The sequence below is a fragment of the Streptomyces sp. NPDC004539 genome (assembly GCF_040610055.1).
Classification (GTDB): Bacteria; Actinomycetota; Actinomycetes; order Streptomycetales; family Streptomycetaceae; genus Streptomyces.
On the sequence record NZ_JBEXLS010000011.1, the window covers coordinates 168,818 to 193,567 of the forward strand.

The window sequence follows — 24,750 nt, forward strand, 5'->3', positions numbered from 1 at the left end:
GCCGTACGGAAAACGTACGGCGCCCGTGTTGCGTTCCGGCCTGTCACCGGAACGTGTCCCTCACATCCCGGCGATCAGCTTCTCCACCCGGTCGTCGACCGAACGGAACGGGTCCTTGCACAGGACCGTCCGCTGCGCCTGGTCGTTCAGCTTCAGATGCACCCAGTCGACCGTGAAGTCCCGGCGCTGCTCCTGCGCCCGCCGGATGAAGTCACCGCGCAACCGGGCCCGAGTGGTCTGCGGGGGCACCGACTTGCCCTCGAAGATCTTCAGGTCGTTGCAGATCCGCGCCGCCTGCCCCTTGCGCTCCAGCAGGTAGTACAGACCCCGGCGACGGTGGATGTCGTGGTACGCGAGATCGATCTGCGCCACCCGCGGATGCGACATCGTCATGTTGTGCTTGGCCCGGTACCGCTCGATCAGCTGGTACTTCATCACCCAGTCGATCTCGGTCCCGATCCGGTCCAGGTCCTCCGCCTCGATCGCGTCGAGCGTCCGGCCCCACAGCTCCAGGACCTGCTCGACCGTCCCCGTGCGGATACCGCGCCGCTCGCAGAAGTCGACGGCCTTCTCGTAGTACTCGCGCTGCACCTCCAGCGCCGACGCCTCCCGCCCGCTCGCCAGGCGCACCTTGCGGCGGCCCGTGATGTCGTGACTGACCTCACGGATCGCCCGGATCGGGTTCTCCAGCGTCAGATCCCGCATGACCGTGCCCGCCTCGATCATCCGCAGCACCAGGTCGGTCGCGCCGACCTTCAGCAGCATCGTCGTCTCCGACATGTTCGAGTCGCCCACGATCACATGCAGCCGGCGGTAGCGCTCCGCGTCCGCGTGCGGTTCGTCACGGGTGTTGATGATCGGCCGGGACCGGGTCGTCGCCGAGGAGACGCCCTCCCAGATGTGCTCCGCGCGCTGGCTCACGCAGTACACAGCGCCCCGCGGGGTCTGGAGCACCTTGCCCGCCCCGCACAGCAGCTGACGCGTCACCAGGAACGGGATCAGGATGTCGGCGAGACGGGAGAACTCCCCGTGTCTCGCGACCAGATAGTTCTCGTGGCAGCCGTAGGAGTTACCGGCCGAGTCCGTGTTGTTCTTGAAGAGGTAGACGTCGCCCGCGATTCCTTCCTCGTGCAGGCGCCGTTCCGCGTCCACCAGAAGTCCTTCGAGAATGCGCTCGCCGGCCTTGTCGTGAGTCACCAGCTCGGTCACGTTGTCACATTCGGGTGTCGCGTATTCGGGGTGCGAACCCACATCCAGATAGAGGCGGGCTCCGTTCCGCAGAAAGACATTGCTGCTGCGGCCCCATGACACGACACGGCGGAAGAGGTACCGCGCCACCTCGTCAGGAGACAGACGCCGCTGTCCCCTGAACGTGCACGTGACGCCGTACTCGTTCTCCAGCCCGAAAATGCGGCGGTCCATGACTGAACATTACGCCCGATCGCCGGAACTGAAACGGGGTTCGACGGCACGGTTCAGATCATTTTCCGACGACACCACGACCACCGCGCGAACAGCCGGCGCTTCCATTACCCTCCTCGTCGCCAGCAAAACCAGCAGCGCGGCAAAACCCGCGACGGACGGCACCGCGAACCCCCACAGCGTGCCGCCCGCCTCCACCACCGACCCGGTCACCCCCGTCCCCACCGACTGGCCCACCGTGAACATCGTCACCAGCCACGAGAACGCCTCCGTCACCGTCCCCCGCGGCGCGTACCGGTCCACCAGGACGAACGAACACGTGATCGCCGGCGCCAGGAACACCCCCGCCAGCGCCGACAACGCCACCATCGCCACCGCGCCGGGCCGCAGCATCAACGGCACGTAACACACCGCCAGCAGCGCCACGATCACCCGCAGCCGCCGCTGCGGCGACCCCGGCCACGACCGCGCCCCGTACACCGTCCCGCCCACCAGCGCCCCCAGCCCCAGCGCCGCCAGCATCCACCCGTACACCGCGTCCCCGCCGTGACCGTCCGCGTACGGCACCGACGCCACCGTGATCGACCCCAGCGCCACCCCGATGAACACACACGCCCCCAGCAGCGCCAGCAGCGGACGCGACCGCAGCGCGCCCAGCCAGTGCGCCTCACGCGGCGCCGACCGCCACGTACGCGACGGCGGCGACACCACCACCGACAGCGCCCCCACCACCCCCACCGCGTTGATCACCAGCAGCGCCGCCCGCTCCGACCACACCGACGCGCACACCGTCACCAGCAGCGGCCCGACCGTGAACATCGCCTCCTGCGCCACCGAGTCCATCGCGTACGCCGTGTGCACCTGGTCCTCGCGCTTGAGCACCGACGGCCACAGCGCCCGCAGACCGCCCTCCAGCGGCGGCGTCAGCAGCCCCGCGGCCACCACCGCCGCACAGGCCAGCCACAGGGGCTCCAGGCCGCTCCAGGCGAACACCGCCATCCCCGCCGCCGCGCCCAGCGCCGCCGGCAGCTGCACACGCGGCTGCCCGCGCAGATCCACCAGCCGCCCCAGCACCGGCTGGCCCACCGCGTTCGCCACGCCGTACACCGCCGCCAGCACGCCCGCCAGGCCGTACGAGCCGCCCTCAGCGCGCGTGAACAGCACGATCCCGATCGCCGCCGTCGCGCACGGCAGCCGGCCCACCAGCGTGCCGACCAGCAGCCGCAGCGCGTACCGCGTCCGCGCCACCTCCGCGTACCCCGCCAGTCCCCCGGCCATCCCGCCTCCCACCGTGCACGTGTTACGTATAACGTCCAGGGTCATACGTACCATGACCCCAGACCACCGGTCCAGACCGGGACCGGAACGCCAGGAGGCGACGACCCACAGCGGAGGCAGACCCACGGTGGCCCGCAACACCACGCGCCCCACGAGCCGCGACGTCGCCCACGCCGCCGGAGTCTCCCAGGCCGCCGTCTCCCTCGTCCTCGGCGACAAATGGCGCGGCAGAGTCTCCGAACCCACCGCCGAACGCGTCCGCCAAGCCGCCCACGACCTCGGCTACCGCCCCAACCTCGCCGCCCGCAACCTCCGCCTCGGCCACACCCGCACCATCCTCCTCGTCGTCCCCGCCCTCACCACCGAATTCTTCGCCGGCGTCTACACCGGCGCCGCCCGCATCGCCGCCCAGCACGGCTTCGGCCTCGTCCTCTACCCCTCCCCCGAAGGCATCGGCCCCGCCCGCAACCCCTTCGCCAGCGCCCAGGCCGCCCTCGACGGCGTCATCGCCTCCTCCATGGCCGCCGACGCCCTCACCGCCATCCGCGGCGACCAGCTCCCCCTCGTCATGCTCGACAGCGACCCCCACGGCAGCCTCGGCGCCGCCACCGTCAACCTCGACATCGCCGACGGCACCCGCCAGATCGCCGACCACCTCCTCGGCCTCGGCCACCACCACTTCCTCCACCTCGCCGCCGACGTCCCCTCCTGGACCTTCCAGGTCCGAGCCGACACCCTCGCCGAACGCCTCACCACCGTCCCCGGCACCACCCTGCGCACCACCCGCTCCCCCATGGCCATCGAAGACGCCCGGCACGCCGTCACCCACGCCCTCCGCGACGGCCCCCACCCCACCGCCGTCGTCTGCGACGACGACAAACTCGCCGCCGGCGCCTACAAAGCCCTCCGCCGCCTCGGCCTGCGCGTCCCCGACGACATCTCCGTCACCGGCCTCGACGACCTCGCCCTCGCCACCGCCATCGACCCCGAACTCACCACCGTCCGCCTCGACGCCGAACTCTTCGGCGAACGCGGCATGCACGCCCTCCTCGCCGTCCTCGACGGCCGCACCCCCGACCAGGGCGACATCCCCGTCCACCTCGTCGTCCGCGGCTCCACCGCACCCCCGCCGCCCCGCCCCTGAAACACCCCGTGCCCCAGCCGGAGAACCCGGCCGGGGCACGTACAGGGAAAAAAGAGGCCGACTACTCCTCGCCGGAATCCCCCGAACCGGCGGAACCCTCGGCCTCCTCGGCGCTCTCCGCCTCCGTCGCCGGACCCTCCGCCTCCAGCAGACGCGACAGCTGCGGACCCACGATCCGCTTGAACTTCCGCTGCTGCGGACGCGTACGGTCCAGGACCGCCACCTCAAGACGCTCGGCCGGAATCTCCCGCTGCGTGCCGTTCGCCTCCCGCGACAACGCCTGCACCGCCAGCTTCAGCGCCTCCGCCAGACTCATCCCGTCACGGTGCCGCTGATCCAGATAGTTGCTGATCAGCTCCGCGTTCCCGCCCACCGCGACCGAGCCGTGCTCGTCCACGATCGAACCGTCGTGCGGCAACCGGTAGATCTGGTCACCCTCGACCGTCTCACCGACCTCCGCGACCACCAGCTCCACCTCGTACGGCTTCTCCGCCGACGACGAGAAGATCGTCCCCAGCGTCTGCGCGTACACGTTCGCAAGCCCCCGGGCCGTCACATCGTCCCGGTCGTACGTGTACCCACGCAGATCCGCGTACCGCACACCACCGATCCGCAGGTTCTCGTACTCGTTGTACTTACCGGCCGCCGCGAAACCGATCCGGTCATAGATCTCGCTGAACTTGTGCAGCGCGCGCGACGGATTCTCGCCGACGAACACGATGCCGTCGGCATACTGCAAGACGACCAGACTCCGGCCCCGCGCGATGCCCTTACGGGCGTACTCCGCGCGGTCCGCCATCGCCTGCTGGGGAGACACATAGAACGGCGTCGACACCGGTTACCCGTCCTTTTCTGATTCTGACTCTGAGAGGGTCACTCGATCACTGACAAGAAACGGAGATCCACCGCTACAGCAGCGCGGCCCGCGGGCCGTCCGGCTGCTCCAGCCGCCTCTCCAGCACCGAACGCGCGATGTCGGCGGCCTCCGCGTCCGTCAGCCGGCGGAAACCCTCGTCGGTGATGACCGTGACGATCGGATAGATCCGGCGCGCCACGTCCGGACCGCCCGTCGCCGAGTCGTCGTCCGCCGCGTCGTACAGCGCCTGCACCACCAGCGTCGTCGCCTCGGACTCCGACAGACCGTCACGGAACAGCTTCTTCAGCGCGCCCCGCGCGAAGATCGAACCCGAGCCGACCGCCGAGTAGTTGTGCTCCTCGGAACGGCCGCCCGTCACGTCGTAGCTGAAGATGCGGCCCTTCGCGCGGTCCACGTCGAAACCGGCGAACAGCGGGACGACCGCGAGGCCCTGCATCGCCATGCCCAGGTTCGACCTGATCATCGTCGACAGGCGGTTCGCCTTGCCCTCCAGCGAGAGCTGGGCGCCCTCCACCTTCTCGAAGTGCTCCAGCTCCAGCTGGAACAGCTTCACCATCTCCACGGCGAGGCCCGCCGTGCCGGCGATCCCGACCGCCGAGTACTCGTCCGCCGGGAACACCTTCTCGATGTCCCGCTGGGCGATCATGTTCCCCATCGTCGCGCGGCGGTCACCCGCGAGGATCACCCCGCCCTGGAACGTCACCGCGACGATCGTCGTCCCGTGCGGGGCCTCGATCACGCCCTGAACCTGGGGCAACTGCCTGTTCCCCGGGAGCAGTTGCGGCTGATGCGCCGACAGGAAATCCATGAACGAGGAGGACCCGGGCGTCAGGAAGGCAGCTGGTAGACGCCCGGTGCCACGAGTGTTGGCTTCCACGAGATTCCTTCCAGGTAGGCGGCCGCCCGACGAACCGCATCGGGGTCGTCCCCCAACTTGCCGATGGCCGAATTGCAGTTGAAGCACAGTACGCCACGGACCCTACCCGTCTCATGGCAGTGATCCACATGAACGGCGGGGGCTTTCAGGCAGATGACACAGAGCCCTTTCTGCTCCGCGATCATCTCGTCGCGCTGGGCTTCGGTGAGGTTGTAGTTGCGCTTGAGGTGACGCTGCCGCCCTTCGATCGCCCGGCACGGCTTACATCGGCCGGCCAGGCCGTCCGACGACTTCCGGTGCCGGTGGAAATCGCTGTGCGGCTTGTACTCCCCGCAGGTCCGACAGAGCTTGTGACCCGCCGGGACGTCAGCCTTCTCCCACACCTTCTTACCCATGGCCTCCCGACGGCGCCGGTAGTGCGCGGCACCATACTCGGCCACGCACTCCCGGCACCGGGCCTGAAGGCCGTCCCGCCGGTTCTTGTCCTTCGCGAACGACTTGAGCGGCAGATCCCGCCCGCAACCCGAGCAGTGCTTCGCGTTGGATTCGTCCATAACCTTCGACCCCCGTCACCTTCGATTCGAAGGTCAATTCGGACTATTCCCCACCTTTCTGAACAAATCCACGAACGAAGTCCTCTGCATTCTCCTCAAGTACGTCGTCGATTTCATCCAAAACCGAGTCGACGTCGTCGCTCAGCTTCTCGTGTCGTTCCTTGAGGTCTTCCGAGCCCGACGTCTCCGCCGCCTGCTCCTCGGCCTCTTCGTTCGTCCGGGTCGCCTTCTGCTGGCCGCCGCCGGTGTCCTTGGTCGCCATGAACCTTCACCCCGCTCAGTTTCGCCCGATATGCCAGTGTGATCAGACCCTACAATCCGGGTCCGACATCGGCCCCGCAGTTGGTACAACGCGCGGGGGCCACCTCGATGATTCCCGGAGGAGGGGGTTTCCACCCGTCTCCGGGGATCTTGTGTTCAGCCGCCGGACAGCACCCGGACCAGGTCTTCCGCGGTCCGGCACCGGTCCAGCAGCTCCTTGACGTGATTTCGCGTTCCGCGTAGTGGTTCCAGGGTTGGGACACGCTGGAGGCTGTCGCGCCCGGGGAGGTCGAAGATGACCGAGTCCCAGGAGGCGGCGGCGACGTCGTCGGCGTACTGGTCGAGGCAGCGGCCCCGGAAGTACGCCCGGGTGTCCTCCGGCGGCTCCGACTTGGCCCGCTCGACCTCCGCCTCGTCCAGCAGCCGCTTCATCCGCCCGCGCTGCACCAGCCGGTTGTAGAGCCCCTTCTCGGCCCGTACGTCGGCGTACTGGAGGTCGACGAGGTGCAGCCGCGCGGCGTCCCAGTCGAGGTCGTCCCGGCGCCGGTAGCCCTCCATGAGCTCCTTCTTGGCGACCCAGTCGAGCTCCCCGGCGAGGCTCATGGGGTCGTTCTCCAGCCGGGTGAGGGTGTCCTCCCAGCGGGCGAGGACGTCCTTGGTCTGCTCGTCGGCGTCGGCGCCGTAGCGTTCCTCGACGTATTTGCGGGACAGCTCGTAGTACTCCATCTGGAGTTGTACGGCGGTGAGCGTGCGTCCGCTGCGGAGGGTGACGAGGCGCTGGAGGCTGGGGTCGTGGGAGACCTGGTGGAGGGTGCGGACGGGCTGGTCGACGGCGAGGTCGACGGCGATGAAGCCGTCCTCGATCATCGAGAGGACGAGCGCGGTGGTGCCGAGTTTGAGGTAGGTGGAGATCTCGGAGAGGTTCGCGTCGCCGATGATGACGTGGAGGCGGCGGTATTTCTCCGCGTCGGCGTGGGGTTCGTCGCGGGTGTTGATGATGGGCCGTTTGAGGGTGGTCTCCAGGCCGACCTCGACTTCGAAGTAGTCGGCGCGCTGGCTGATCTGGAAGCCGTGTTCGTGGCCGTCCTGGCCGATGCCGACGCGTCCGGCGCCGGTGAAGACCTGACGGGAGACGAAGAAGGGCGTGAGGTGGCGCACGATGTCCGAGAAGGCGGTCTCGCGCTTCATCAGGTAGTTCTCGTGCGTGCCGTAGGAGGCGCCCTTGTTGTCGGTGTTGTTCTTGTAGAGGTGGATGGGCTGGGCGCCGGGGAGCTGGGCGGCTCGTTCGGCGGCTTCGGCCATGATGCGTTCGCCGGCCTTGTCCCAGAGGACGGCGTCGCGGGGGTTGGTGACTTCGGGCGAGCTGTATTCGGGGTGGGCGTGGTCGACGTAGAGGCGGGCGCCGTTGGTGAGGATGACGTTGGCGAGGCCGATGTCCTCGTCGGTGAGCTGGCTGGCGTCGGCGGCTTCGCGGGCGAGGTCGAAGCCCCGGGCGTCGCGCAGGGGGTTCTCCTCCTCGAAGTCCCAGCGGGCCCGGCGGGCCCGGTGCATCGCCGCGGCGTAGGCGTTGACGATCTGGGACGAGGTGAGCATGGCATTGGCGTTGGGGTGGCCGGGGACGGAGATGCCGTACTCCGTCTCGATGCCCATTACTCGCCGTACGGTCATGCGGCCCTCCTTGCCCGGCGGCGCCCGTGGTGGGCGTCGCTCAAGTACCGCTGGTGCCTCGGTGCGTGTGCGGTGCCCGTCCCCGCACTGTGCGACTCGGCGGTACGAAAGAGCCTAGAACGCCTGCGCGCCGGCGGGGAGATCATTTGCGTCATTGCATGGTTCCGGCTTGTTGGCCGGATTGTTCGTTGTGCGGGTGGATAAAACGGGGCGGCTGCGAGTGCCCGGGGGCACCCGCAGCCGCCCTGTCTTCTTTACAGGTACTGTCCGGTGTTCGCCACCGTGTCGATGGAGCGTCCGGTGTCGGCGCCCTGCTTTCCGGTGATGAGGGTGCGGATGTAGACGATCCGTTCGCCCTTCTTTCCGGAGATGCGGGCCCAGTCGTCGGGGTTGGTGGTGTTGGGGAGGTCCTCGTTCTCCTTGAACTCGTCCACGCATGCCTGGAGGAGGTGGGAGACGCGCAGGCCCTTCTGTTCCTTGTCGAGGAAGTCCTTGATCGCCATTTTCTTGGCGCGGCCGACGATGTTCTCGATCATGGCGCCGGAGTTGAAGTCCTTGAAGTAGAGGACTTCTTTGTCTCCGTTGGCGTAGGTGACTTCGAGGAAGCGGTTTTCCTCGGATTCGGCGTACATGTGCTCGACGGCGGTCTGGATCATGCTGTCGACGGTGACCGTCTTGCTGCCGCCGTGTTCGCCGAGGTCGTCGGCGTGCAGGGGGAGGCGTTCGGTGAGGTATTTGCCGAAGATGTCCTTGGCGGCCTCGGCGTCGGGGCGTTCGATCTTGATCTTCACGTCGAGGCGGCCGGGGCGCAGGATGGCGGGGTCGATCATGTCCTCGCGGTTGGAGGCGCCGATCACGACCACGTTCTGGAGGCCCTCGACGCCGTCGATCTCGGCGAGGAGCTGGGGGACGATGGTGTTCTCCACGTCCGAGCTGACGCCGGAGCCGCGGGTGCGGAACAGCGATTCCATCTCGTCGAAGAAGACGATGACGGGGGTGCCTTCGCTGGCCTTCTCGCGGGCTCGCTGGAAGACGAGGCGGATCTGCCGCTCGGTCTCGCCGACGTATTTGTTGAGGAGTTCGGGGCCCTTGATGTTGAGGAAGAAGCTCTTGCCCTGGGCCTGGCCGGTGACTTCGGCGACCTTTTTGGCCAGCGAGTTGGCGACGGCTTTGGCGATGAGCGTCTTGCCGCATCCGGGGGGGCCGTAGAGCAGGACGCCCTTGGGCGGGCGGAGTTCGTGCTCCTTGAAGAGGTCCGGGTACAGGTAGGGCAGTTCGACCGCGTCGCGGATGGCCTCGATCTGTCCGCCGAGGCCGCCGATCTGTTCGTAGCCGATGTCGGGGACTTCTTCGAGGACGAGTTCCTCGACCTCGCTCTTGGGCACGATCTCGTAGACGTAGCCGGAGCGGGGTTCGAGGAGGAGGGCGTCGCCGGGCCGGATGGTGACGTCGAGCAGGGGCTCGGCGAGTCGTACGACCCTCTCCTCGTCGGTGTGGCCCTGGACGAGGGCGCGTTCGCCGTCCTCCAGGATCTCCTTGAGGGTGACGATGTCGCCGACGCTCTCGTACTCCATGGCCTCGACCACGTTGAGTGCTTCGTTGAGCATCACTTCCTGGCCGCGCCTGAGGTCGTCGAGGTCGACGCTCGGGCTGACGTTCACGCGGAGTTTGCGGCCTCCGGTGAAGATGTCGGCGGTGCCGTCCTCGGTGGCCTGGAGGAAGACTCCGAAGCCGGCCGGGGGTTGGGCGAGCCGGTCGACCTCCTCCTTGAGGGCGACGATCTGGTCGCGGGCCTCGCGGAGCGTGTTGGCGAGTCGTTCGTTCTGGGCGGACACGCCGGCCAGGTTGGTCTGTAGCTCGACGATCCGCTCTTCGAGAATCCTCGTGTGCCGCGGAGAGTCGGCGAGCTTGCGGCGCAGGACGGCGATCTCCTGCTCAAGGTAGGCAATCTGCCCGGACGGGTCGTCGGACCCTCGTCCCGGGCGGATGCCGCGGTTCATGTCGTCGTCGTGGGCTGCCACGGTCCTCACCTCCTCCATGGGGAGCTGGACGCTTCCAGACCCTACCTGGGTGGGTGTCGGTTGAAACCCCTAGATCACAAAGACGGTCGGGGTGTGTCCGATCTTCACCCTTGCGCTCTCCCTCACGCCAGGGGAATACCCACCGAACATGATTGGGAAGCGGGTCCGGGTAGGGTCGAAGTGTTCAACGGCGGTCAGAGCCTGCATGGTTCCCGTGGGGCTCGGTGTTAAACGGCGGGAGTCTCGGGAGTGGTGGACGTGGTCGCGGAGGCGGGTGCGCTGGAGGTCTGGATCGACCAGGATCTCTGCACGGGGGACGGGATCTGCGCGCAGTACGCGCCGGAGGTGTTCGAGCTCGACATCGACGGTCTGGCGTATGTGCGGGGTCCGGGTGAGGAGCTGTTGCAGGCGCCGGGTGCGGTGGCGCCGGTTCCGTTGCCGTTGTTGGCGGATGTGGTGGATTCGGCGCGTGAGTGTCCGGGCGAGTGCATTCATGTACGGCGCGTTTCGGACAGCGTGGAGGTGTACGGCCCGGACGCGGAGTGACCGGAAGGTCACCCCGGGTGGTCTCAGACGCTGCGGGCGCCGGCGGGTGTCGAGCGGACGAAAGCGCCGCTCTTCCACCGCCACTGCGCGTCGCTCTTCACGTCGGGGCAGCAACTGGGCACGTCCGGCGTGGAGTAGCCGAGGAGCGTGGCGCGTACGGCGCCGTCGGTGACGGTGAGGGTGGTCACCGTGTTGCGGTCCTTCGGCGTGACGAGGGTGGCGACGACGCGCGGTGCGCTGTCCTTCGGGCCCTGGGTGATGACGTACACGGCGTCGGGCGGGGTGCCCATGGGGGCGTCGCAGTGGACGACGGCGACGGTCTCGGGCCTGCCGTCGCCGTCGAGGTCGCCGGCGGCCTGTTTGACGACCAGTGCCTTCACGGGGCCGCAGTCCAGGGGGAACTTCACTCCGGCGACCGAGGGGGCGACGGCGGGTCTGTCGTCCGCCTTCGTCGTGGGTGTGGGCTGTGCGGCGGTCGCGGGGCCGGGCTGGAGCACCGAGGAGAGGGCGACGACTCCGGCGATCGCCGTGGCGGTCGCGACCCAGTGGATGGGCCGGGTGTGCGTGTGGGCCAGTTCCGGGACGACGGGGTGCTGCACGAGTGCGCGTCTCCTGTGGGGCTGTGCCGAAAGGGGGGCGGGAGTGCCAGCATCGTGCCACAGGGGGCGGGGCGGGGGAACGGCGGGGTGATGGTCGTACGAGCCGTAGGTACGACGATGCCGTGGCGGGGTTCCTGTCGAATTCGCGGGAACTCCGCCACGGCATGAGGCGTTGTGCGGGGTAAGTCGGAGGGGAGGGTCAGCGTTCGCCGACGCCGCCGTCGGCATTGGGGCCGGAGTAGTCCTCGCCGTAGGCGCCCTTGGCGGGGCGGCGGCGGCGCATGGGCGGCTCGACGCCGTCGGCGAGACGGCGGGCCGTCAGGAGGAAGCCGGTGTGGCCGATCATGCGGTGGTCGGGGCGGACGGCGAGACCCTCGATGTGCCAGTTGCGGATCATCGACTCCCAGGCGCTCGGCTCGTTGAAGCAGCCGATCTCGCGGATGGACTCGACGGTCCGGGCGAGCTGGGTGGTGGTCGCGACGTAGCAGCAGACGATGCCGCCGGGGACGAGGGCCTTGGAGACGGCCTCCAGGCACTCCCAGGGGGCGAGCATGTCGAGGATGACGCGGTCGACGTCGGTGTCGGACAGGTTGTCCTGGAGGTCGCCGACGGTGAGCTGCCAGGCGGGGTGGGGGCCGCCGAAGTAGCGCTCCACGTTCTGCTGGGCGATCTCCGCGAAGTCCTCGCGGCGCTCGTAGCTGTGCAGCATGCCCTGGTCGCCGACGGCGCGCAGCAGGAAGCTGCTGAGCGAGCCGGAGCCGACGCCTGCTTCGACGACGCGGGCGCCGGGGAAGATGTCGGCGAAGGCGAGGATCTGTCCCGCGTCCTTCGGGTAGACGACGGCCGCCCCGCGGGGCATGGACAGGACGTAGTCGGGGAGCAGGGGGCGCAGCGCGAGATAGGCGACGTTCCCGGTGGTGCGGACAACGCTGCCCTCGGGTGCGCCGATCAGTTCGTCGTGCGGGAAGGAACCCTTGTGGGTGTGGAAGTTCTTCCCGGCTTCGAGCGTGAACGTGTAGTGACGGCCCTTGGGGTCGGTCAGCTGAACCTGGTCCCCGACCTTGAAGGGCCCGCGCCTGCGGGCGGCACCGGTCGGTTCGGACATGTGAACAGCCTACCGGGGTTTGTGGAGGCCGCCGACCACTCGCGGCCCGCCCCGGGCCGGTCCTCAGTTGGGGCGGGCCATCGCCTTCACGAACGCGCGTTCCACGTCGGCGGCGGACAGGACGCCGTAGATCTCGCCGGTGTCCTCGACGACGAGATACTCGGTGGCGGGGGTGGCGCGCAGGACGTCGAGGAGGTCCTCGCCGGCGAGTTCGGCGGAGACGCGCATGCCGTCGGTGAGGTCCTGGGCGAGGCCGCTGACGGCGACCCAGGGGCGGCGGTGTTCGGGGACGCCGACGATGGCGGCCTCGCGGACGAGGGAGAGGGGTTCGCCGTGGGCGTCGACGACGACGAGCGCGCGGGCGCCGGCCGCGTTGGCGCGGCGCAGGGCCTCCGAGAGAGGGGTGTCGGTCTCGACGGGGACGGCGCGGCGGGTGAGGTTGCGGGCGCGCAGTTCGGGGAGGTGTTCGCGCAGGCGGGCCATGCGGAGGCTGTTGCCGGCGCCGGTCCAGATGATCGCGGCGAGGATCGCGGCGAGCAGGGCGTCGGTGACGGTGTCCATGCCGACGCTGTCCTCGGCGGTGGTGCCGAGCGCGCCGGACTGGGTGAGGAGGGGGAGGCCGATGAGGACGGAGACGGCGAGCGCGCGGCCGACCCAGGCGGCGGCGACGGTGCCGGCCATGGGCCTGCCGGTGATCTTCCAGACGACGGCGCGCAGCATCCGGCCGCCGTCCAGGGGGAGGCCGGGGAGGAGGTTGAAGATCGCCACGATGAGGTTGGAGATCATCAGGCCGGCGAGCAGGACGCCGGGGACGGTGCCGGGTTCGACCGTGAGCATCGCCAGGTAGAACAGGCCGGACAGGACGAGGGAGAGCAGCGGGCCGACGAACGCGAGCCAGAACTCGCGGCCCGGGGTCTCCGCCTCCTTCTCGATCTCCGAGACGCCGCCGAAGAACTGGAGCTGGATACGGCGGACGGGGAGTTCGAAGCGGAGTGCGGCGACCGTGTGGGCGAGTTCGTGGACGAGTACGGAGGCGTAGAACGCGACGGCGAAGAACAGGGCCACGAGGTAGCGGGTGGCGCCGAGTTCGGGCAGTACGCGGTCGAGCTGTCCGCCGAAGACCCAGGTGATCAGGGCGGCGACGAGGAACCAGCTGGGGGCGACGTACACGGGGACGCCGAAGGGCCGCCCCATCAGAATCCCGCTGCGCGGTTCGCGCGCCTTCTCCGCCTCCTTCTTCCCGGCCCCGGCCCCGGCCCCTGCGCTGTGCGCGTGCGGGTGGTCGGGGTGTGTGTCGGGGGTGCTGAAGGGGCTGACGGGCGGGGTGCCCTCCGAGGGGGCGGGCTGGGCGGGGGGTTTCTCCAGGCTCGCGGGCTCCGGGGTGGGGGGCTGCGCGGCGGCGGAAGGCTGCGCGGCAGCGGGCGGCTCTCCATCGGCCCGGGCCGACGGGTCAGCGGAGGTGGAGGTCTGTGCGGCGGCTGACGGCTGTACAGGGGCGGGCGACTGCTCGGCGGCAGAAGGCTGTGCAGTAGCGGGCGGCTCGTCATCGGCCCGGGCCGACGGGGCAGCGGACGGGCTCGGGGCCGGGGGGTTCACGGGGTCGGCGGGGAGCCGGATCTGCCGGGTCTCGTCGTCGGCCGGTGGGTTGCCCGACGGGTCGGGGCTCTCGGCGGCGTCGTTCGAAGAGGACGGTGCGACGGGGAGGCGGATCTGGCGGGTCGCGTCGTCGAGCGGCGGGGCGTCGGAAGGGCGCGGGCTCGCGGCGGGGGCGCTCGGGGCCGGGGGCTCGGCAGGGTGCGCGGGCTCGGCGGGCGGGCGGGGCGTGTCGTCCGGGGACGGCTCGGCGGGACCGTCGGGGCTCGTGGTGGCGTCCGGGGACGGCGGTTCGGCGGGGAGGCGGATCTGGCGGGTCTCGTCGTCGGGCGGGGTCGAGGGGGTGGCGGTGGGCTCGGGGGTGGCCGTCGCCTCGGGCTTCTCGGGGGTTTCGGACGCCTGGGGCGCAGGGTCGGAGGGGTGCTCGGTCGGCTGTTCGTTGTCCGGCCGCGGCTGCCCGCTCCCGCCGCTTTCCACCACGGTGTCCCCTCGATCGCAAGGTCTCCCGCGCCTGCCGGGCGGAAGGGTCTCCGACCGATGGTATGCGGCCGTCGCGGCGCGTTCCGCCCCGGCACCCCCTGTGTTCGCCTGGCCGTCGGAGGGGGCGGGCGGGCAGGGATGCGGGTGACTGTCAGTGGCGAGCCGTAGGGTCTGGGGCATGGAGAGCAGCAGCGAGGGTGTGACGGCGGGCCGCGGCGGGGCGGACACGCGGGCGGGCGCGGAGGGTGCCGCAGGCGGGGCCGTCTCCGACGCGGATGCCGGTACGACGCCGGCCCGGGATGCTCGTACGGAGCTCCCCGGTGCCCCTGAGGCGCCGTCCGGTACCGCAGGTCGGGCTGCCGGGCGCGCGGCGGACGCGGTGGCGGCTCTCCTCGCGCGCGTGGGCGGGCCGGAGGAGGACCGGACGACGCGCACGGCGTCGCCGGGCAGCGGGCCTTCAACCGGTTCCCCGAGCCGTCTCCCGACCACCCGGGAACCTCTCGCCGATCCCACAACCACGCCTCCACCCACGCTGGCGCCCCCCGCCGACTTCCCCACAGGCCCCATCGACTCCCCCGACACCTCCCACTCCCCCGACACCCCCAAGACCCCGTCGGCACCAGGCTCCTCCGCCTCCCCTGCCTCCCTCGACGTCCCCGGCTCCCCCACCACCTCTGACGCCCTCACCACCCCCGCTCCCCCGCCAACCCCCCGCTCCCCCACCTCCCTCTCCCCCTCCCGTGCCGGGGACTTCATGCAGTGTCCCCTTCTCTACCGCTTCCGGGTGATCGACCGGCTTCCGGAGAAGCCGAGTGAGGCGGCGACCAGAGGGACGCTGGTGCACTCCGTGCTGGAGCGGTTGTTCGACGCGCCTGCCGGGGAGCGGACGGTGCCGAGGGCGAAGGGGCTGGTGCCGGGTCAGTGGGAGCGGCTGCGGGAGAACCGTCCGGAGGTCGCGGAGCTGTTCGCGGACGATCCGGAGGGCGAGCGGCTGGGGAAGTGGCTGGGTGAGGCGGAGCGGCTGGTGGAGCGCTGGTTCACGCTGGAGGACCCGACGCGGCTGGAGCCGGCCGAGCGGGAGCTGTTCGTGGAGGCGGAGCTGGAGTCGGGGCTGACGCTGCGCGGGATCATCGACCGGGTGGACGTCGCGCCGACCGGCGAGGTGCGGATCGTCGACTACAAGACGGGCAAGGCGCCCCGCCCGGAGTACGCGGAGGGTGCCCTGTTCCAGATGAAGTTCTACGCGCTGGTGGTGTGGCGGCTGAAGAACGTGGTCCCCCGCCGTCTCCAGCTGGTCTATCTGGGCAGCGGTGACGTCGTGACGTACGACCCGGTCCCGGCCGATCTGGAGCGGGTGGAGCGCAAGCTGCTCGCGCTGTGGGAGGCGATCCGGGAGGCGACCCTCACGGGCGACTGGCGTCCGCGGCCGACGAAGCTGTGCGGCTGGTGCGATCATCAGGCGCACTGCCCGGAGTTCGGCGGTACGCCTCCGCCGTATCCGCTGCCGCTGGCTTCCCCGGTGTCGCGGGAGCCTTAGGGCCTGTCGAGTCCGGTCGTGGTGCGCAGGGCAGAATGGGTCCGGACTATCGAAGGAGACTTTCGTGGCCATCCGTGTCCTACTGGTCGACGACCAGCCGCTGCTGCGTACCGGCTTCCGGATGATCCTGGAGGCGGAGCAGGACATCGCGGTCGTGGGGGAGGCCGGTGACGGTCTCCAGGCACTGGATCAGGTGCGGGCGTTGCAGCCCGACGTGGTGCTGATGGACATCCGGATGCCCCGGATGGACGGTGTGGAGGCGACCCGGCAGATCACGGGTCCGGAGCGGGACGGTCCGGCGAAGGTGCTGGTGCTGACGACGTTCGATCTGGACGAGTACGTGGTGGAGGCGTTGCGGGCGGGGGCGAGCGGGTTCCTGCTGAAGGACGCTCCGGCGAACGAGCTGGTGCAGGCGATCCGGGTGGTGGCGGCGGGTGAGGCGATGCTCGCGCCGAGCATCACGCGCCGGCTGCTGGACAAGTACGCGACGCATCTGCCGTCGGGTGACGACCCGGTCCCGGACACGCTGCACACGTTGACGGACCGTGAGGTCGAGGTGTTGAAGCTGGTGGCGCGGGGGTTGTCGAACGCGGAGATCGCGGCGGACCTGTTCGTGAGCGAGACGACGGTGAAGACGCATGTGGGGCATGTGCTGACGAAGCTGGGTCTGCGGGACCGGGTGCAGGCGGCGGTGTACGCGTACGAGAGCGGTCTGGTGCGGCCGGGGGCGCAGTAGGGACCGACGCCGGGTGACTTGACTACGACGACGCGGGGCGCCCCTTCGGGAAGAAGGGGCGCCCCGTCGTCGTACGGAGGAAGGCCGTTCAGCCCTTGCTGAGTTCCCAGAAGCGGAAGACCGTGGAGGCGTCGAGGCAGTATTCGAGGCCGTAGACGGCGTCGCGGGTGACGGCGTACTGCTTGGCCTGCCAGACGGGGAGGACGGGGAGCTGCTCGGCGACGATGTCCTGGAGCTGGCCGTAGTCCTTGTCGGTGGCGGCGCGGTCGGTGACGGCGGCGGTGCGGGGGATGAGGGTGCCGGTGATGGTCTCGTTGGTGTAGTGGTTGTTCAGGACGTTGCCGTCGCCGAAGAAGGGGGCGGTGAAGTTGTCGGCGTCGGGGTAGTCGGGGACCCAGCCCTTGACGTAGACGCCGTACTTGCCGGCTTCGATGTCCTTCTCGTACTGGTCGAAGGCGACGGACTTGACGTCGGCGTCGAAGAGGCCGCTGGCGTTGAGCTGGGCGGCGATGGTCTTGAGTTCCTGGTCGGTGGCGGGGCCGTACCGGGAGGGGGTGGACCAGAGGGTGAGCTTGACCTTGTCGGTGATGCCGCCGTCGCGCAGGGCCGCTTCGGCCTTCTCGGCGGAGGGGCGGGCGCCGTAGCGGTCGAAGAAGGCGGTGTTGTGGCCGGTGATGCCCGCGGGGATGATCGAGTAGAGGGGGTCGGCGGTGCCTTCGTAGACGTCCTTGATGAGGGCGTCGCGGTCGATGAGGTAGGCGATCGCCTTGCGGACGGGGAGTTTCCCGGCGACGGGGTCCTTCATGTTGAAGACGAGGTGCTGGACCTCGGCGCTGGTGCCTTCGACGACGTCGAGGTCCTTGCTGTTGGCGCTGTGCTGGACGTCGGTGATGTCGGCGGCGGTGAGGCCCCGGTAGGCGATGTCGACCTTGTCGTCGAGGAGGGCCTTCTTGAGGGCGGCCTGGTCGCCCTTGAAGAACTTGAGGGTGACGCCGGAGTTCTTGACCTGGGCGTTTCCCTTGTAGTTGCCGTTGACGGAGAACACGGCCTGGTCCTCGTCGAAGGATTCCAGCTTGTAGGGGCCGGAGCCGACGGCCTTTCCGTCCTTGCGCAGGCCGTCCGCGTCGTACTGCTTGTGGTCGACGATGGAGCCGGCGCCGGAGGCGAGTTTGCTGGGGAAGGTGGCGTCGGCGACCTTGAGGCGGAAGACGACGGTGTGTTCGTCGGGGGCCTCGACCTTGTCGAGCATGGGGAACATGATCGCGGGGCCGGACTCGTCGTTGATCTTCAGCATGCGTTCGAAGGAGAACTTGACGTCCTCGGAGGTGAGGGAGTCACCGTTGCTGAACTTGAGTCCCGATTTCAGGGTGCACTGGTAGACCTTGGTCTCCGTGTCGGTGAAGGTGCACTCCTTGGCGGCGTCCGGTTCGGGGTCGGTGCCGCCCTTGGGGAAGGACAGCAGGGACTGGAAGACGTTGTTGAACAGCAGCCAGGAGCCGGGGTCGTAGCCGGAGGCGGGGTCGGTGGCGAGGACGTCGTCGGACATCCCCATGACCACGGAGGAGCCGCTGCCTCCGGAGGAGCCGTTCTCGGAGCCGCAGCCGGTCAACAGACCGGAGGCGAGCCCTGCCACGATCGGGAGGACCGGCCACTGGGTGCGCTTGTTCACGTGTACGTGCCTTGTCGTCGGATTCTCGGTGTCGATGACTCGGTGGCCCGGTGACTCGGTCGATCGCTGTCGGTGAGTCGGGTGGGCCGGTGAGTCGGTGAGGAGTTCAGCGCGTACGCCGTGCCGGTGCTGTCCGGGCCGGCGGCGGCTGCGCGGCGGTCGGCCGCGCGGCGGGACTCCGGGGTGAGGGAGTTGTCGGGCTCGCCGTGTGTGGGGGGCGGCCGGAGGTGGGTCTTCGCGTGGGGGAAGCCGGGGAACCAGCCCGTGCCGGGGCCGGTCGCGGCTCCGTGGTGGTGCGGTTCATGTGCGGCTTTCTCCAGGGGCTGTGCGAGTTCCTCGGCGGCGGTCTCGGGGTGGTTCTGTACGAGGTTAGTGGGCACCCGCGCGTCGGCTTGCGCATACCGGAGTTGATGGTTCCTCACGCTGTGAAGCCGCATGCGAACGGACCGGAGAATCAGCCCTGGAATGTTTCGTGCAGCGGTTCATGAATCGGGACACTTGGGCAGGACGGAGGGCACCGGAAAAGGCGTCCGCGAGTGGGGAATGTCACACCGGGGGCAGGGCGGAATTCCGGCCGTTCCGCGGAATGCCGGGGATCTGAATTGCGCCGCGTCGCCTTCCGTGAATTCCCAGGTTATCGGGGGTGCCCGGGGTTTTCGGCCGGGGCCCGGTCAGGCGGCCATCAGTCCGCGCAGAAATGGCACGTCGACGTGTTCCAGGGAGGATACGACGGTGCGGCGGGCGGCGGGCGCGATGGGGGCGACCGACGGCACGGCCACGACCTGGCATCCCGCGGCCTCGGCGGCGGCGACTCCGGTCGCGGTGTCCTCGATGACGGCGCATCTGGCCGGATCGACTCCGAGGCGGGCGGCGGCCAGGAGGTAGGGCTCGGGGTGCGGCTTGGTGCGGGCGACCTCGTCGCCGGCGACGCTGAGCCGGAAGTGCTGGGGGCCGAGGGAGGCGAGGACTCGGTCGATGATGCGCCGGTGGGAGGCGGAGACCAGGGCCGTGGGCACGTCGTGCGCGGCGAGTTCGGCGAGCAGGCGGGCGGCGCCCGGCATGAGGGGCAGGGCCCGGCCGATGAGGTCCTCGAAGCCGTCGTTGAGCAGGACGGAGATCTCGTCGAGGGTGATGTCGGCGCCGGTGGCCTCGATGAGGAAGCCGGCGCTGCGGCTCATGGGGCCGCCGACCACGATGTGCCGCCAGGAGTCGTCGAGGGTGTGGCCGAGGTTCTTGAAGATCTCGACCTCGACGTCCCACCAGAAGCCCTCGGTGTCCACCAGGGTGCCGTCCATGTCGAGGAGGACTGCCTGGAGGGCGGAGCCCTCGGCGGTGATCGCTGCGGGTGCGGGGACCGTACTGGTCATCCAGTACCTCCTTGGAAGGCGCGGGAGGGACGAGCAGGCCGGTCACGCGCTCCGTTCCAGACGGAGTGGGCGACCGGCCTGCGGTGGACCGACCAGTGTACGACTCGCGGCGGCGGCGCGCGTTTCTTATCGCGCGCTCACCGTGTGCTCATCGTGCGTTGAAGTACTTCGCCTCCGGGTGGTGGAGGACGATCGCGTCGGTGGACTGCTCGGGGTGGAGCTGGAACTCCTCGGAGAGGTGGACGCCGATGCGTTCGGGCTGGAGGAGTTCGGCGATCTTGGCGCGGTCCTCCAGGTTCGGGCAGGCGCCGTAGCCGAGGGAGAAGCGGGCGCCGCGGTATTTCAGGTCGAACATGTCGGTGATCTGCGCGGGGTCCTCGCCGGCGAAGCCGAGTTCGGCGCGGACGCGGGCGTGCCAGTACTCGGCGAGGGCTTCGGCGAGCTGGACGGAGAGGCCGTGGAGTTCGAGGTAGTCGCGGTAGGCGTTGGCCTCGAAGAGTTTGGCGGTCTCCTCGCCGATGCGGTTGCCGACGGTGACGACCTGGAGGCCGACGACGTCGGTCTCGCCGGTCTCCTCGGGGCGGAAGAAGTCGGCGAGGCACAGGCGGCGGCCCCGGCGCTGGCGGGGGAAGGTGAAGCGGGTGCGTTCGTTGCCCTGGTCGTCGAGGATGATCAGGTCGTCGTCCTTGGAGACGCACGGGAAGTAGCCGTAGACGACGGCGGCTTCGAGGAGGTTGTCGGTCTGGAGGCGGTCGAGGAGGCCGCGCAGCCGGGGCCGTCCCTCGTGCTCGACGAGTTCCTCGTACGTCGGCCCGTCGCCCGCGCGGGCCTGCTTGAGGCCCCACTGTCCCTTGAAGAGGGCGCCTTCGTCGAGCCAGCTGGCGTAGTCCTTGAGAGGGATGCCCTTGATGATCCGGGTGCCCTGGAAGGGGGTTTTCGGTACGGGGTTGTCGATGGCGACGTCGGACCTGACGTGCCCTTCCTCGGTCGGCTGCTCCTCGGTCACGACGGCGCCGGCGGCGCGGACCCGGCGCTGCTTGAGTTCGGGGAGGACGGCGCCGGGGACGCCGCGTTTGACGCCGATGAGGGCGTCCATGAGGCGCAGTCCCTCGAAGGCGTCGCGGGCGTAGCGGACCTCGCCCTGGTAGAGCTCGTGGAGGTCCTGTTCGACGTAGGCGCGGGTGAGGGCGGCGCCGCCGAGGATGACGGGGTAGCTGGCGGCGAGGCCGCGCTGGTTCAGCTCCTCCAGGTTCTCCTTCATGATCACGGTGGATTTCACGAGGAGTCCGGACATGCCGATGACGTCGGCCTTGTGTTCCTCGGCGGCGTCGAGGATCGCGGAGACGGGCTGTTTGATGCCGAGGTTGACGACGTTGTAGCCGTTGTTGGACAGGATGATGTCGACGAGGTTCTTGCCGATGTCGTGGACGTCGCCGCGGACCGTGGCCAGGACGATGGTGCCCTTGCCGGCCCCTCCTTCGCCGTCGGCGGTTTTCTCCATGTGGGGTTCGAGGTGGGCGACGGCCGTCTTCATGACCTCGGCGGACTGGAGGACGAACGGCAGCTGCATCTGGCCGGAGCCGAAGAGTTCGCCGACGACCTTCATGCCGTCGAGGAGGATCTCGTTGACGATGTCGAGGGCGGGGCGGGTCGTGAGGGCTTCGTCGAGGTCGGCTTCGAGGCCGTTCTTCTCGCCGTCGATGATGCGCCGCTTGAGGCGTTCCTCCAGGGGGAGGGCGGCGAGTTCCTCGGCCTTGCTGGCCTTGAGGGACTTGGCGGTGGCGCCTTCGAAGAGGGCCATCAGCTTCTGGAGGGGGTCGTAGCCCTCGGCACGGCGGTCGTAGACGAGGTCGAGGGCGGTGGTGACTTCTTCCTCGGTGAAGCGGGCGATGGGGAGGATCTTCGAGGCGTGGACGATCGCGGAGTCCAGGCCGGCCTTGGCGCATTCGTCGAGGAAGACGGAGTTCAGCAGGATGCGGGCGGCCGGGTTGAGGCCGAAGGAGATGTTGGACAGGCCGAGGGTGGTCTGGACGTCGGGGTGGCGGCGTTTGAGTTCGCGGATGGCCTCGATGGTGGCGATGCCGTCGCCGCGGGACTCCTCCTGGCCGGTACAGATGGTGAAGGTCAGGGTGTCGATGAGGATGTCGGACTCGTGGATGCCCCAGTTGCCGGTGAGGTCGTCGATGAGCCGTTCCGCGATCTCGACCTTCTTCTCGGGGGTGCGGGCCTGGCCTTCTTCGTCGATCGTCAGCGCGATCAGCGCCGCGCCGTGTTCCTGGGCGAGCCGGGTGACCTTCGCGAAGCGGGAGTCGGGGCCGTCGCCGTCCTCGTAGTTGACGGAGTTGATGACCGCGCGTCCGCCGAGCTTCTCCAGGCCGGCCTGGATGACGTCGACCTCGGTGGAGTCGAGGACGATCGGGAGCGTCGAGGCGGTGGCGAGGCGGCCGGCGAGTTCGGCCATGTCGGCGACGCCGTCGCGGCCGACGTAGTCCACGCAGAGGTCCAGCATGTGGGCGCCTTCGCGGATCTGTTCGCGGGCGATCTCCACGCAGTCGTCCCAGCGGGCCTCCAGCATGGCGTCGCGGAACTTCTTCGACCCGTTGGCGTTGGTGCGTTCGCCGATCGCCATGTAGGAGGTGTCCTGGCGGAACGGGACGGTCTGGTAGAGGGAGGCGGCGCCGGGTTCGGGGCGCGGGTCGCGGGGGGTGGGGGCGATGTCCCGGACGCGGTGGACGAGCTGGCGCAGGTGCTCAGGGGTGGTGCCGCAGCAGCCGCCGATGAGGCTGAGGCCGTAGTCGCGGACGAAGGTCTCGTGGGCGTCGGCGAGTTCGGGGGCCGTCAGCGGGTAGGTGGCGCCGTTCTTGCCGAGGACGGGGAGGCCGGCGTTCGGCATGCACGACAGGGGGATGCGGGAGTTGCGGGCCAGGTAGCGGAGGTGTTCGCTCATCTCCGCGGGGCCGGTCGCGCAGTTCATGCCGATCATGTCGATACCGAGGGGTTCCAGGGCGGTGAGCGCGGCGCCGATCTCGGAGCCCAGCAGCATGGTGCCGGTGGTCTCGACGGTGACGGAGACGATGATCGGTACGTCGAGTCCGGCGAGGTCGCGGGCGCGCTGGGCGCCGATGACGGCGGCCTTGGTCTGGAGGAGGTCCTGGGTGGTCTCGACGATGAGGGCGTCGGCGCCGCCCTCGATGAGGCCCTCGGCGTTCTGCTGGAAGGCGTCGCGGATCGTCGTGTATCCGACGTGGCCGAGGGTCGGCAGTTTCGTGCCGGGGCCGATGGAGCCGAGGACCCAGCGCTGACGGCCGTCGCGTGCGGTGTAGGCGTCGGCGGTCTCGCGGGCGATGCGGGCGCCGGCCTCGGAGAGTTCGTGGACGCGCTCGGGGATGTCGTACTCGGCGAGGGCCGCGAAGTTCGCGCCGAAGGTGTTGGTCTCGACGCAGTCGACCTCGGCGTCGAAGTACGCCTCGTGGACGGAGCGGACGATGTCCGGGCGGGTCAGGTTCAGGATCTCGTTGCAGCCTTCGAGGTCCTGGAAGTCCTCCAGGGTGGGGTCCTGGGCCTGGAGCATGGTTCCCATCGCTCCGTCGGCGACCACCACGCGGGTGGCGAGCGCCTCTCGGAGCGCGGACACGCGGGTCCGGCTGTCGGCGGAAGGGGTCGGCGGCACAGAGGCCATGTAAGGGCTCCCTCGGGTGCGACGGCTGTCGGCTTTGGGGCCAGGGTAGCGGGGGACGGGGGTGTGCTGTCAGGTCGTTCCAGGGGGCGGACGGTGGGGGTCGAGTGTTTCTCGGGCGGATGTCCCCTTCGTGTTCGTGTGCGACACGACCGTGCGGGGTCCGGGGATTTTCCTTCCGGAGGGGGTGCGGCCGGGGGTGTCGGGTGAGGTCGGTGCGGGGGCGGGTGGGGCGCGCGGGGATACTTCGGGGGTTCCGGTGGGTGGCCGAGGGGCGACCTGTGGAGCAACACACGGCTACCGACCATTGGCAGGAGGTCGGCATGGACCGGTAGTGTTCGGCATTGCCGAACGATGGCTGCGGAGACGGCCACGGGAGGCCGGCCGGTGTGGACGAACAGCGGTCGGGGTCGGCGCGAGCCGGTCGCAAGGGGACGGAGGCAGGACGGCGATGGCACGGAACATCCAGTCGCTCGAACGGGCGGCCGCGATGCTGCGGCTCCTCGGGGGCGGCGAGCGGCGGCTCGGCCTGTCGGACATCGCCTCGGCCCTGGGCCTGGCCAAGGGCACGGCGCACGGCATCCTGCGCACCCTCCAGCAGGAGGGGTTCGTGGAGCAGGACGACGCGTCGGGGCGCTACCAGCTGGGCGCGGAGCTGCTGCGGCTGGGGACGACGTACCTGGACGTGCACGAGCTGCGCGCGCGGGCCCTGGTGTGGACGGACGACCTGGCGCGGGCCAGCGGCGAGAGCGTGCACCTGGGCGTCCTGCACCAGCAGGGGGTGCTGATCGTGCACCACGTGTTCCGCCCGGACGACAGCCGGCAGGTGCTGGAGATCGGGGCGATGCAGCCGCTGCACTCGACGGCGCTGGGCAAGGTGCTGACGGCGTACGACCCGGTCGCGCACAGTGAGGCGCTGGAGACCGAGCGGCGGTCGTTCACGGACCGCACGGTGTGCGAGCTGAAGGCGTTCGAGCAGATCCTCGACATCACGCGCGCGCGTGGGTACGCGGCGGACGTGGAGGAGACCTGGGAGGGTGTCGCGTCGGTCGCGGCGCCGATCCACGACCGGCGACGGATGCCGGTGGGCGCGGTGGGGATCACCGGCGCGGTGGAGCGGGTGTGTCCGGACGGGGAGCTGCGGCCCGAGCTGATCGCGGCGGTGCGTGACTGTGCCCGCGCGGTGTCGCGGGACCTGGGCGCGGGCAGGTTCTGAGGAGCGGTCGGCCGCTTCTGAGAAGTGGGTGAGAGACCACCGGGACGTCGGGCGACGTTCCGGTTCTCGGCATACCCTGATCCGGACATAACCGGTCAGACATGGGCTGATCTCGCGAAGATCA

Annotated in this window: 20 protein-coding genes; 5 read left to right on the top strand and 15 right to left on the bottom strand. The window is 69.6% G+C overall.

Features of this window, described 5'->3' with window-relative positions; all coding sequences use genetic code 11:
• Positions 1–60: 60 nt before the first annotated feature.
• Both pafA and ABZX85_RS23760 read right to left on the bottom strand, forming a co-directional pair.
• Positions 61–1,422 (bottom strand): Pup--protein ligase, encoded by a 1,362-nt coding sequence (pafA, locus tag ABZX85_RS23755; protein ID WP_007499792.1) that lies wholly within the window; start codon positions 1,420–1,422, stop codon positions 61–63.
• Between the two features lie 9 nt (positions 1,423–1,431).
• Positions 1,432–2,700 carry an MFS transporter gene (locus tag ABZX85_RS23760; protein ID WP_355871989.1) on the bottom strand — a complete coding sequence of 423 codons (1,269 nt, stop codon included), beginning with the start codon at positions 2,698–2,700 and terminating at the stop codon, positions 1,432–1,434.
• A gap of 127 nt (positions 2,701–2,827) precedes the next feature.
• Here ABZX85_RS23760 and ABZX85_RS23765 point away from each other — a divergent pair, with 127 nt between their 5' ends.
• Positions 2,828–3,844, top strand: a complete 1,017-nt coding sequence (locus ABZX85_RS23765) for a LacI family DNA-binding transcriptional regulator (protein WP_355871992.1) — start codon at positions 2,828–2,830, stop codon at positions 3,842–3,844.
• Positions 3,845–3,905: 61 nt separating this feature from the next.
• Here the strand turns inward: ABZX85_RS23765 and prcA are convergent, their stop codons facing one another.
• The 6 genes from prcA to arc form a co-directional block, all read right to left on the bottom strand.
• Positions 3,906–4,679, bottom strand: a complete 774-nt coding sequence (gene prcA, locus ABZX85_RS23770) for a proteasome subunit alpha (protein WP_355871995.1) — start codon at positions 4,677–4,679, stop codon at positions 3,906–3,908.
• A 73-nt stretch (positions 4,680–4,752) separates the two neighbouring features.
• Complete coding sequence (prcB, locus tag ABZX85_RS23775; RefSeq protein ID WP_355871998.1) at positions 4,753–5,598, bottom strand: proteasome subunit beta; 846 nt, start codon at positions 5,596–5,598, stop codon at positions 4,753–4,755.
• Positions 5,550–6,152 carry an endonuclease domain-containing protein gene (locus tag ABZX85_RS23780; protein ID WP_355872000.1) on the bottom strand — a complete coding sequence of 201 codons (603 nt, stop codon included), beginning with the start codon at positions 6,150–6,152 and terminating at the stop codon, positions 5,550–5,552. Before ABZX85_RS23780 ends, prcB begins: the two co-directional genes overlap by 49 nt.
• 43 nt (positions 6,153–6,195) lie before the next feature.
• Complete coding sequence (locus ABZX85_RS23785; protein WP_319726287.1) at positions 6,196–6,414, bottom strand: ubiquitin-like protein Pup; 219 nt, start codon at positions 6,412–6,414, stop codon at positions 6,196–6,198.
• Between the two features lie 155 nt (positions 6,415–6,569).
• On the bottom strand, positions 6,570–8,081 hold the full coding sequence (gene dop, locus ABZX85_RS23790; protein ID WP_355872003.1) for a depupylase/deamidase Dop: 1,512 nt from the start codon (positions 8,079–8,081) through the stop codon (positions 6,570–6,572).
• Positions 8,082–8,335: 254 nt separating this feature from the next.
• Positions 8,336–10,102 (bottom strand): proteasome ATPase, encoded by a 1,767-nt coding sequence (gene arc, locus ABZX85_RS23795; protein WP_355872006.1) that lies wholly within the window; start codon positions 10,100–10,102, stop codon positions 8,336–8,338.
• Positions 10,103–10,354: 252 nt separating this feature from the next.
• Here arc and ABZX85_RS23800 point away from each other — a divergent pair, with 252 nt between their 5' ends.
• The gene (locus ABZX85_RS23800; protein WP_355872322.1) at positions 10,355–10,648 is read left to right on the top strand and encodes a ferredoxin; all 294 of its coding nucleotides are present in this window, start codon (positions 10,355–10,357) and stop codon (positions 10,646–10,648) included.
• A 23-nt stretch (positions 10,649–10,671) separates the two neighbouring features.
• Here the strand turns inward: ABZX85_RS23800 and ABZX85_RS23805 are convergent, their stop codons facing one another.
• The 3 genes from ABZX85_RS23805 to ABZX85_RS23815 form a co-directional block, all read right to left on the bottom strand.
• Entirely contained in the window at positions 10,672–11,247 is a 576-nt protein-coding gene (locus ABZX85_RS23805) for a hypothetical protein (protein ID WP_355872009.1), read from the bottom strand.
• 199 nt (positions 11,248–11,446) lie between these two features.
• A complete protein-coding gene (locus tag ABZX85_RS23810; protein WP_355872012.1) occupies positions 11,447–12,352 on the bottom strand; it encodes a tRNA (adenine-N1)-methyltransferase in 906 nt (301 codons plus the stop codon).
• Between the two features lie 63 nt (positions 12,353–12,415).
• Positions 12,416–14,425 (bottom strand): site-2 protease family protein, encoded by a 2,010-nt coding sequence (locus tag ABZX85_RS23815; protein WP_355872014.1) that lies wholly within the window; start codon positions 14,423–14,425, stop codon positions 12,416–12,418.
• Positions 14,426–14,990: 565 nt separating this feature from the next.
• Here ABZX85_RS23815 and ABZX85_RS23820 point away from each other — a divergent pair.
• A complete protein-coding gene (locus ABZX85_RS23820; protein ID WP_355872325.1) occupies positions 14,991–15,962 on the top strand; it encodes a RecB family exonuclease in 972 nt (323 codons plus the stop codon).
• A gap of 64 nt (positions 15,963–16,026) precedes the next feature.
• A complete protein-coding gene (locus ABZX85_RS23825) occupies positions 16,027–16,698 on the top strand; it encodes a response regulator transcription factor (RefSeq protein ID WP_355872017.1) in 672 nt (223 codons plus the stop codon).
• 88 nt (positions 16,699–16,786) lie between these two features.
• Here ABZX85_RS23825 and ABZX85_RS23830 read toward each other — a convergent pair whose 3' ends face one another.
• The 4 genes from ABZX85_RS23830 to metH all read right to left on the bottom strand — a co-directional run bounded on the left by ABZX85_RS23830 (position 16,787) and on the right by metH (position 23,413).
• The gene (locus ABZX85_RS23830; RefSeq protein WP_355872020.1) at positions 16,787–18,367 is read right to left on the bottom strand and encodes an ABC transporter substrate-binding protein; all 1,581 of its coding nucleotides are present in this window, start codon (positions 18,365–18,367) and stop codon (positions 16,787–16,789) included.
• Positions 18,364–18,747, bottom strand: a complete 384-nt coding sequence (locus ABZX85_RS23835) for a hypothetical protein (protein WP_355872021.1) — start codon at positions 18,745–18,747, stop codon at positions 18,364–18,366. Before ABZX85_RS23835 ends, ABZX85_RS23830 begins: the two co-directional genes overlap by 4 nt.
• A 291-nt stretch (positions 18,748–19,038) precedes the next feature.
• Positions 19,039–19,734, bottom strand: a complete 696-nt coding sequence (locus tag ABZX85_RS23840; protein WP_355872023.1) for an HAD family phosphatase — start codon at positions 19,732–19,734, stop codon at positions 19,039–19,041.
• Between the two features lie 148 nt (positions 19,735–19,882).
• The gene (metH, locus tag ABZX85_RS23845; protein ID WP_355872025.1) at positions 19,883–23,413 is read right to left on the bottom strand and encodes a methionine synthase; all 3,531 of its coding nucleotides are present in this window, start codon (positions 23,411–23,413) and stop codon (positions 19,883–19,885) included.
• Between the two features lie 448 nt (positions 23,414–23,861).
• Here metH and ABZX85_RS23850 point away from each other — a divergent pair, with 448 nt between their 5' ends.
• A complete protein-coding gene (locus ABZX85_RS23850) occupies positions 23,862–24,626 on the top strand; it encodes an IclR family transcriptional regulator (protein ID WP_355872028.1) in 765 nt (254 codons plus the stop codon).
• Positions 24,627–24,750: the final 124 nt, after the last annotated feature.

Coding starts and splice junctions, on each gene's coding strand:
- ABZX85_RS23840 (WP_355872023.1), bottom strand. CDS start 19,734: ATGACCAGTACGGTCCCCGCACCCGCAGCGATCACCGCCGAGGGCTCC.
- ABZX85_RS23810 (WP_355872012.1), bottom strand. CDS start 12,352: ATGTCCGAACCGACCGGTGCCGCCCGCAGGCGCGGGCCCTTCAAGGTC.
- ABZX85_RS23850 (WP_355872028.1), top strand. CDS start 23,862: ATGGCACGGAACATCCAGTCGCTCGAACGGGCGGCCGCGATGCTGCGG.
- ABZX85_RS23785 (WP_319726287.1), bottom strand. CDS start 6,414: ATGGCGACCAAGGACACCGGCGGCGGCCAGCAGAAGGCGACCCGGACG.
- ABZX85_RS23760 (WP_355871989.1), bottom strand. CDS start 2,700: ATGGCCGGGGGACTGGCGGGGTACGCGGAGGTGGCGCGGACGCGGTAC.
- dop (WP_355872003.1), bottom strand. CDS start 8,081: ATGACCGTACGGCGAGTAATGGGCATCGAGACGGAGTACGGCATCTCC.
- ABZX85_RS23780 (WP_355872000.1), bottom strand. CDS start 6,152: ATGGACGAATCCAACGCGAAGCACTGCTCGGGTTGCGGGCGGGATCTG.
- pafA (WP_007499792.1), bottom strand. CDS start 1,422: ATGGACCGCCGCATTTTCGGGCTGGAGAACGAGTACGGCGTCACGTGC.
- metH (WP_355872025.1), bottom strand. CDS start 23,413: ATGGCCTCTGTGCCGCCGACCCCTTCCGCCGACAGCCGGACCCGCGTG.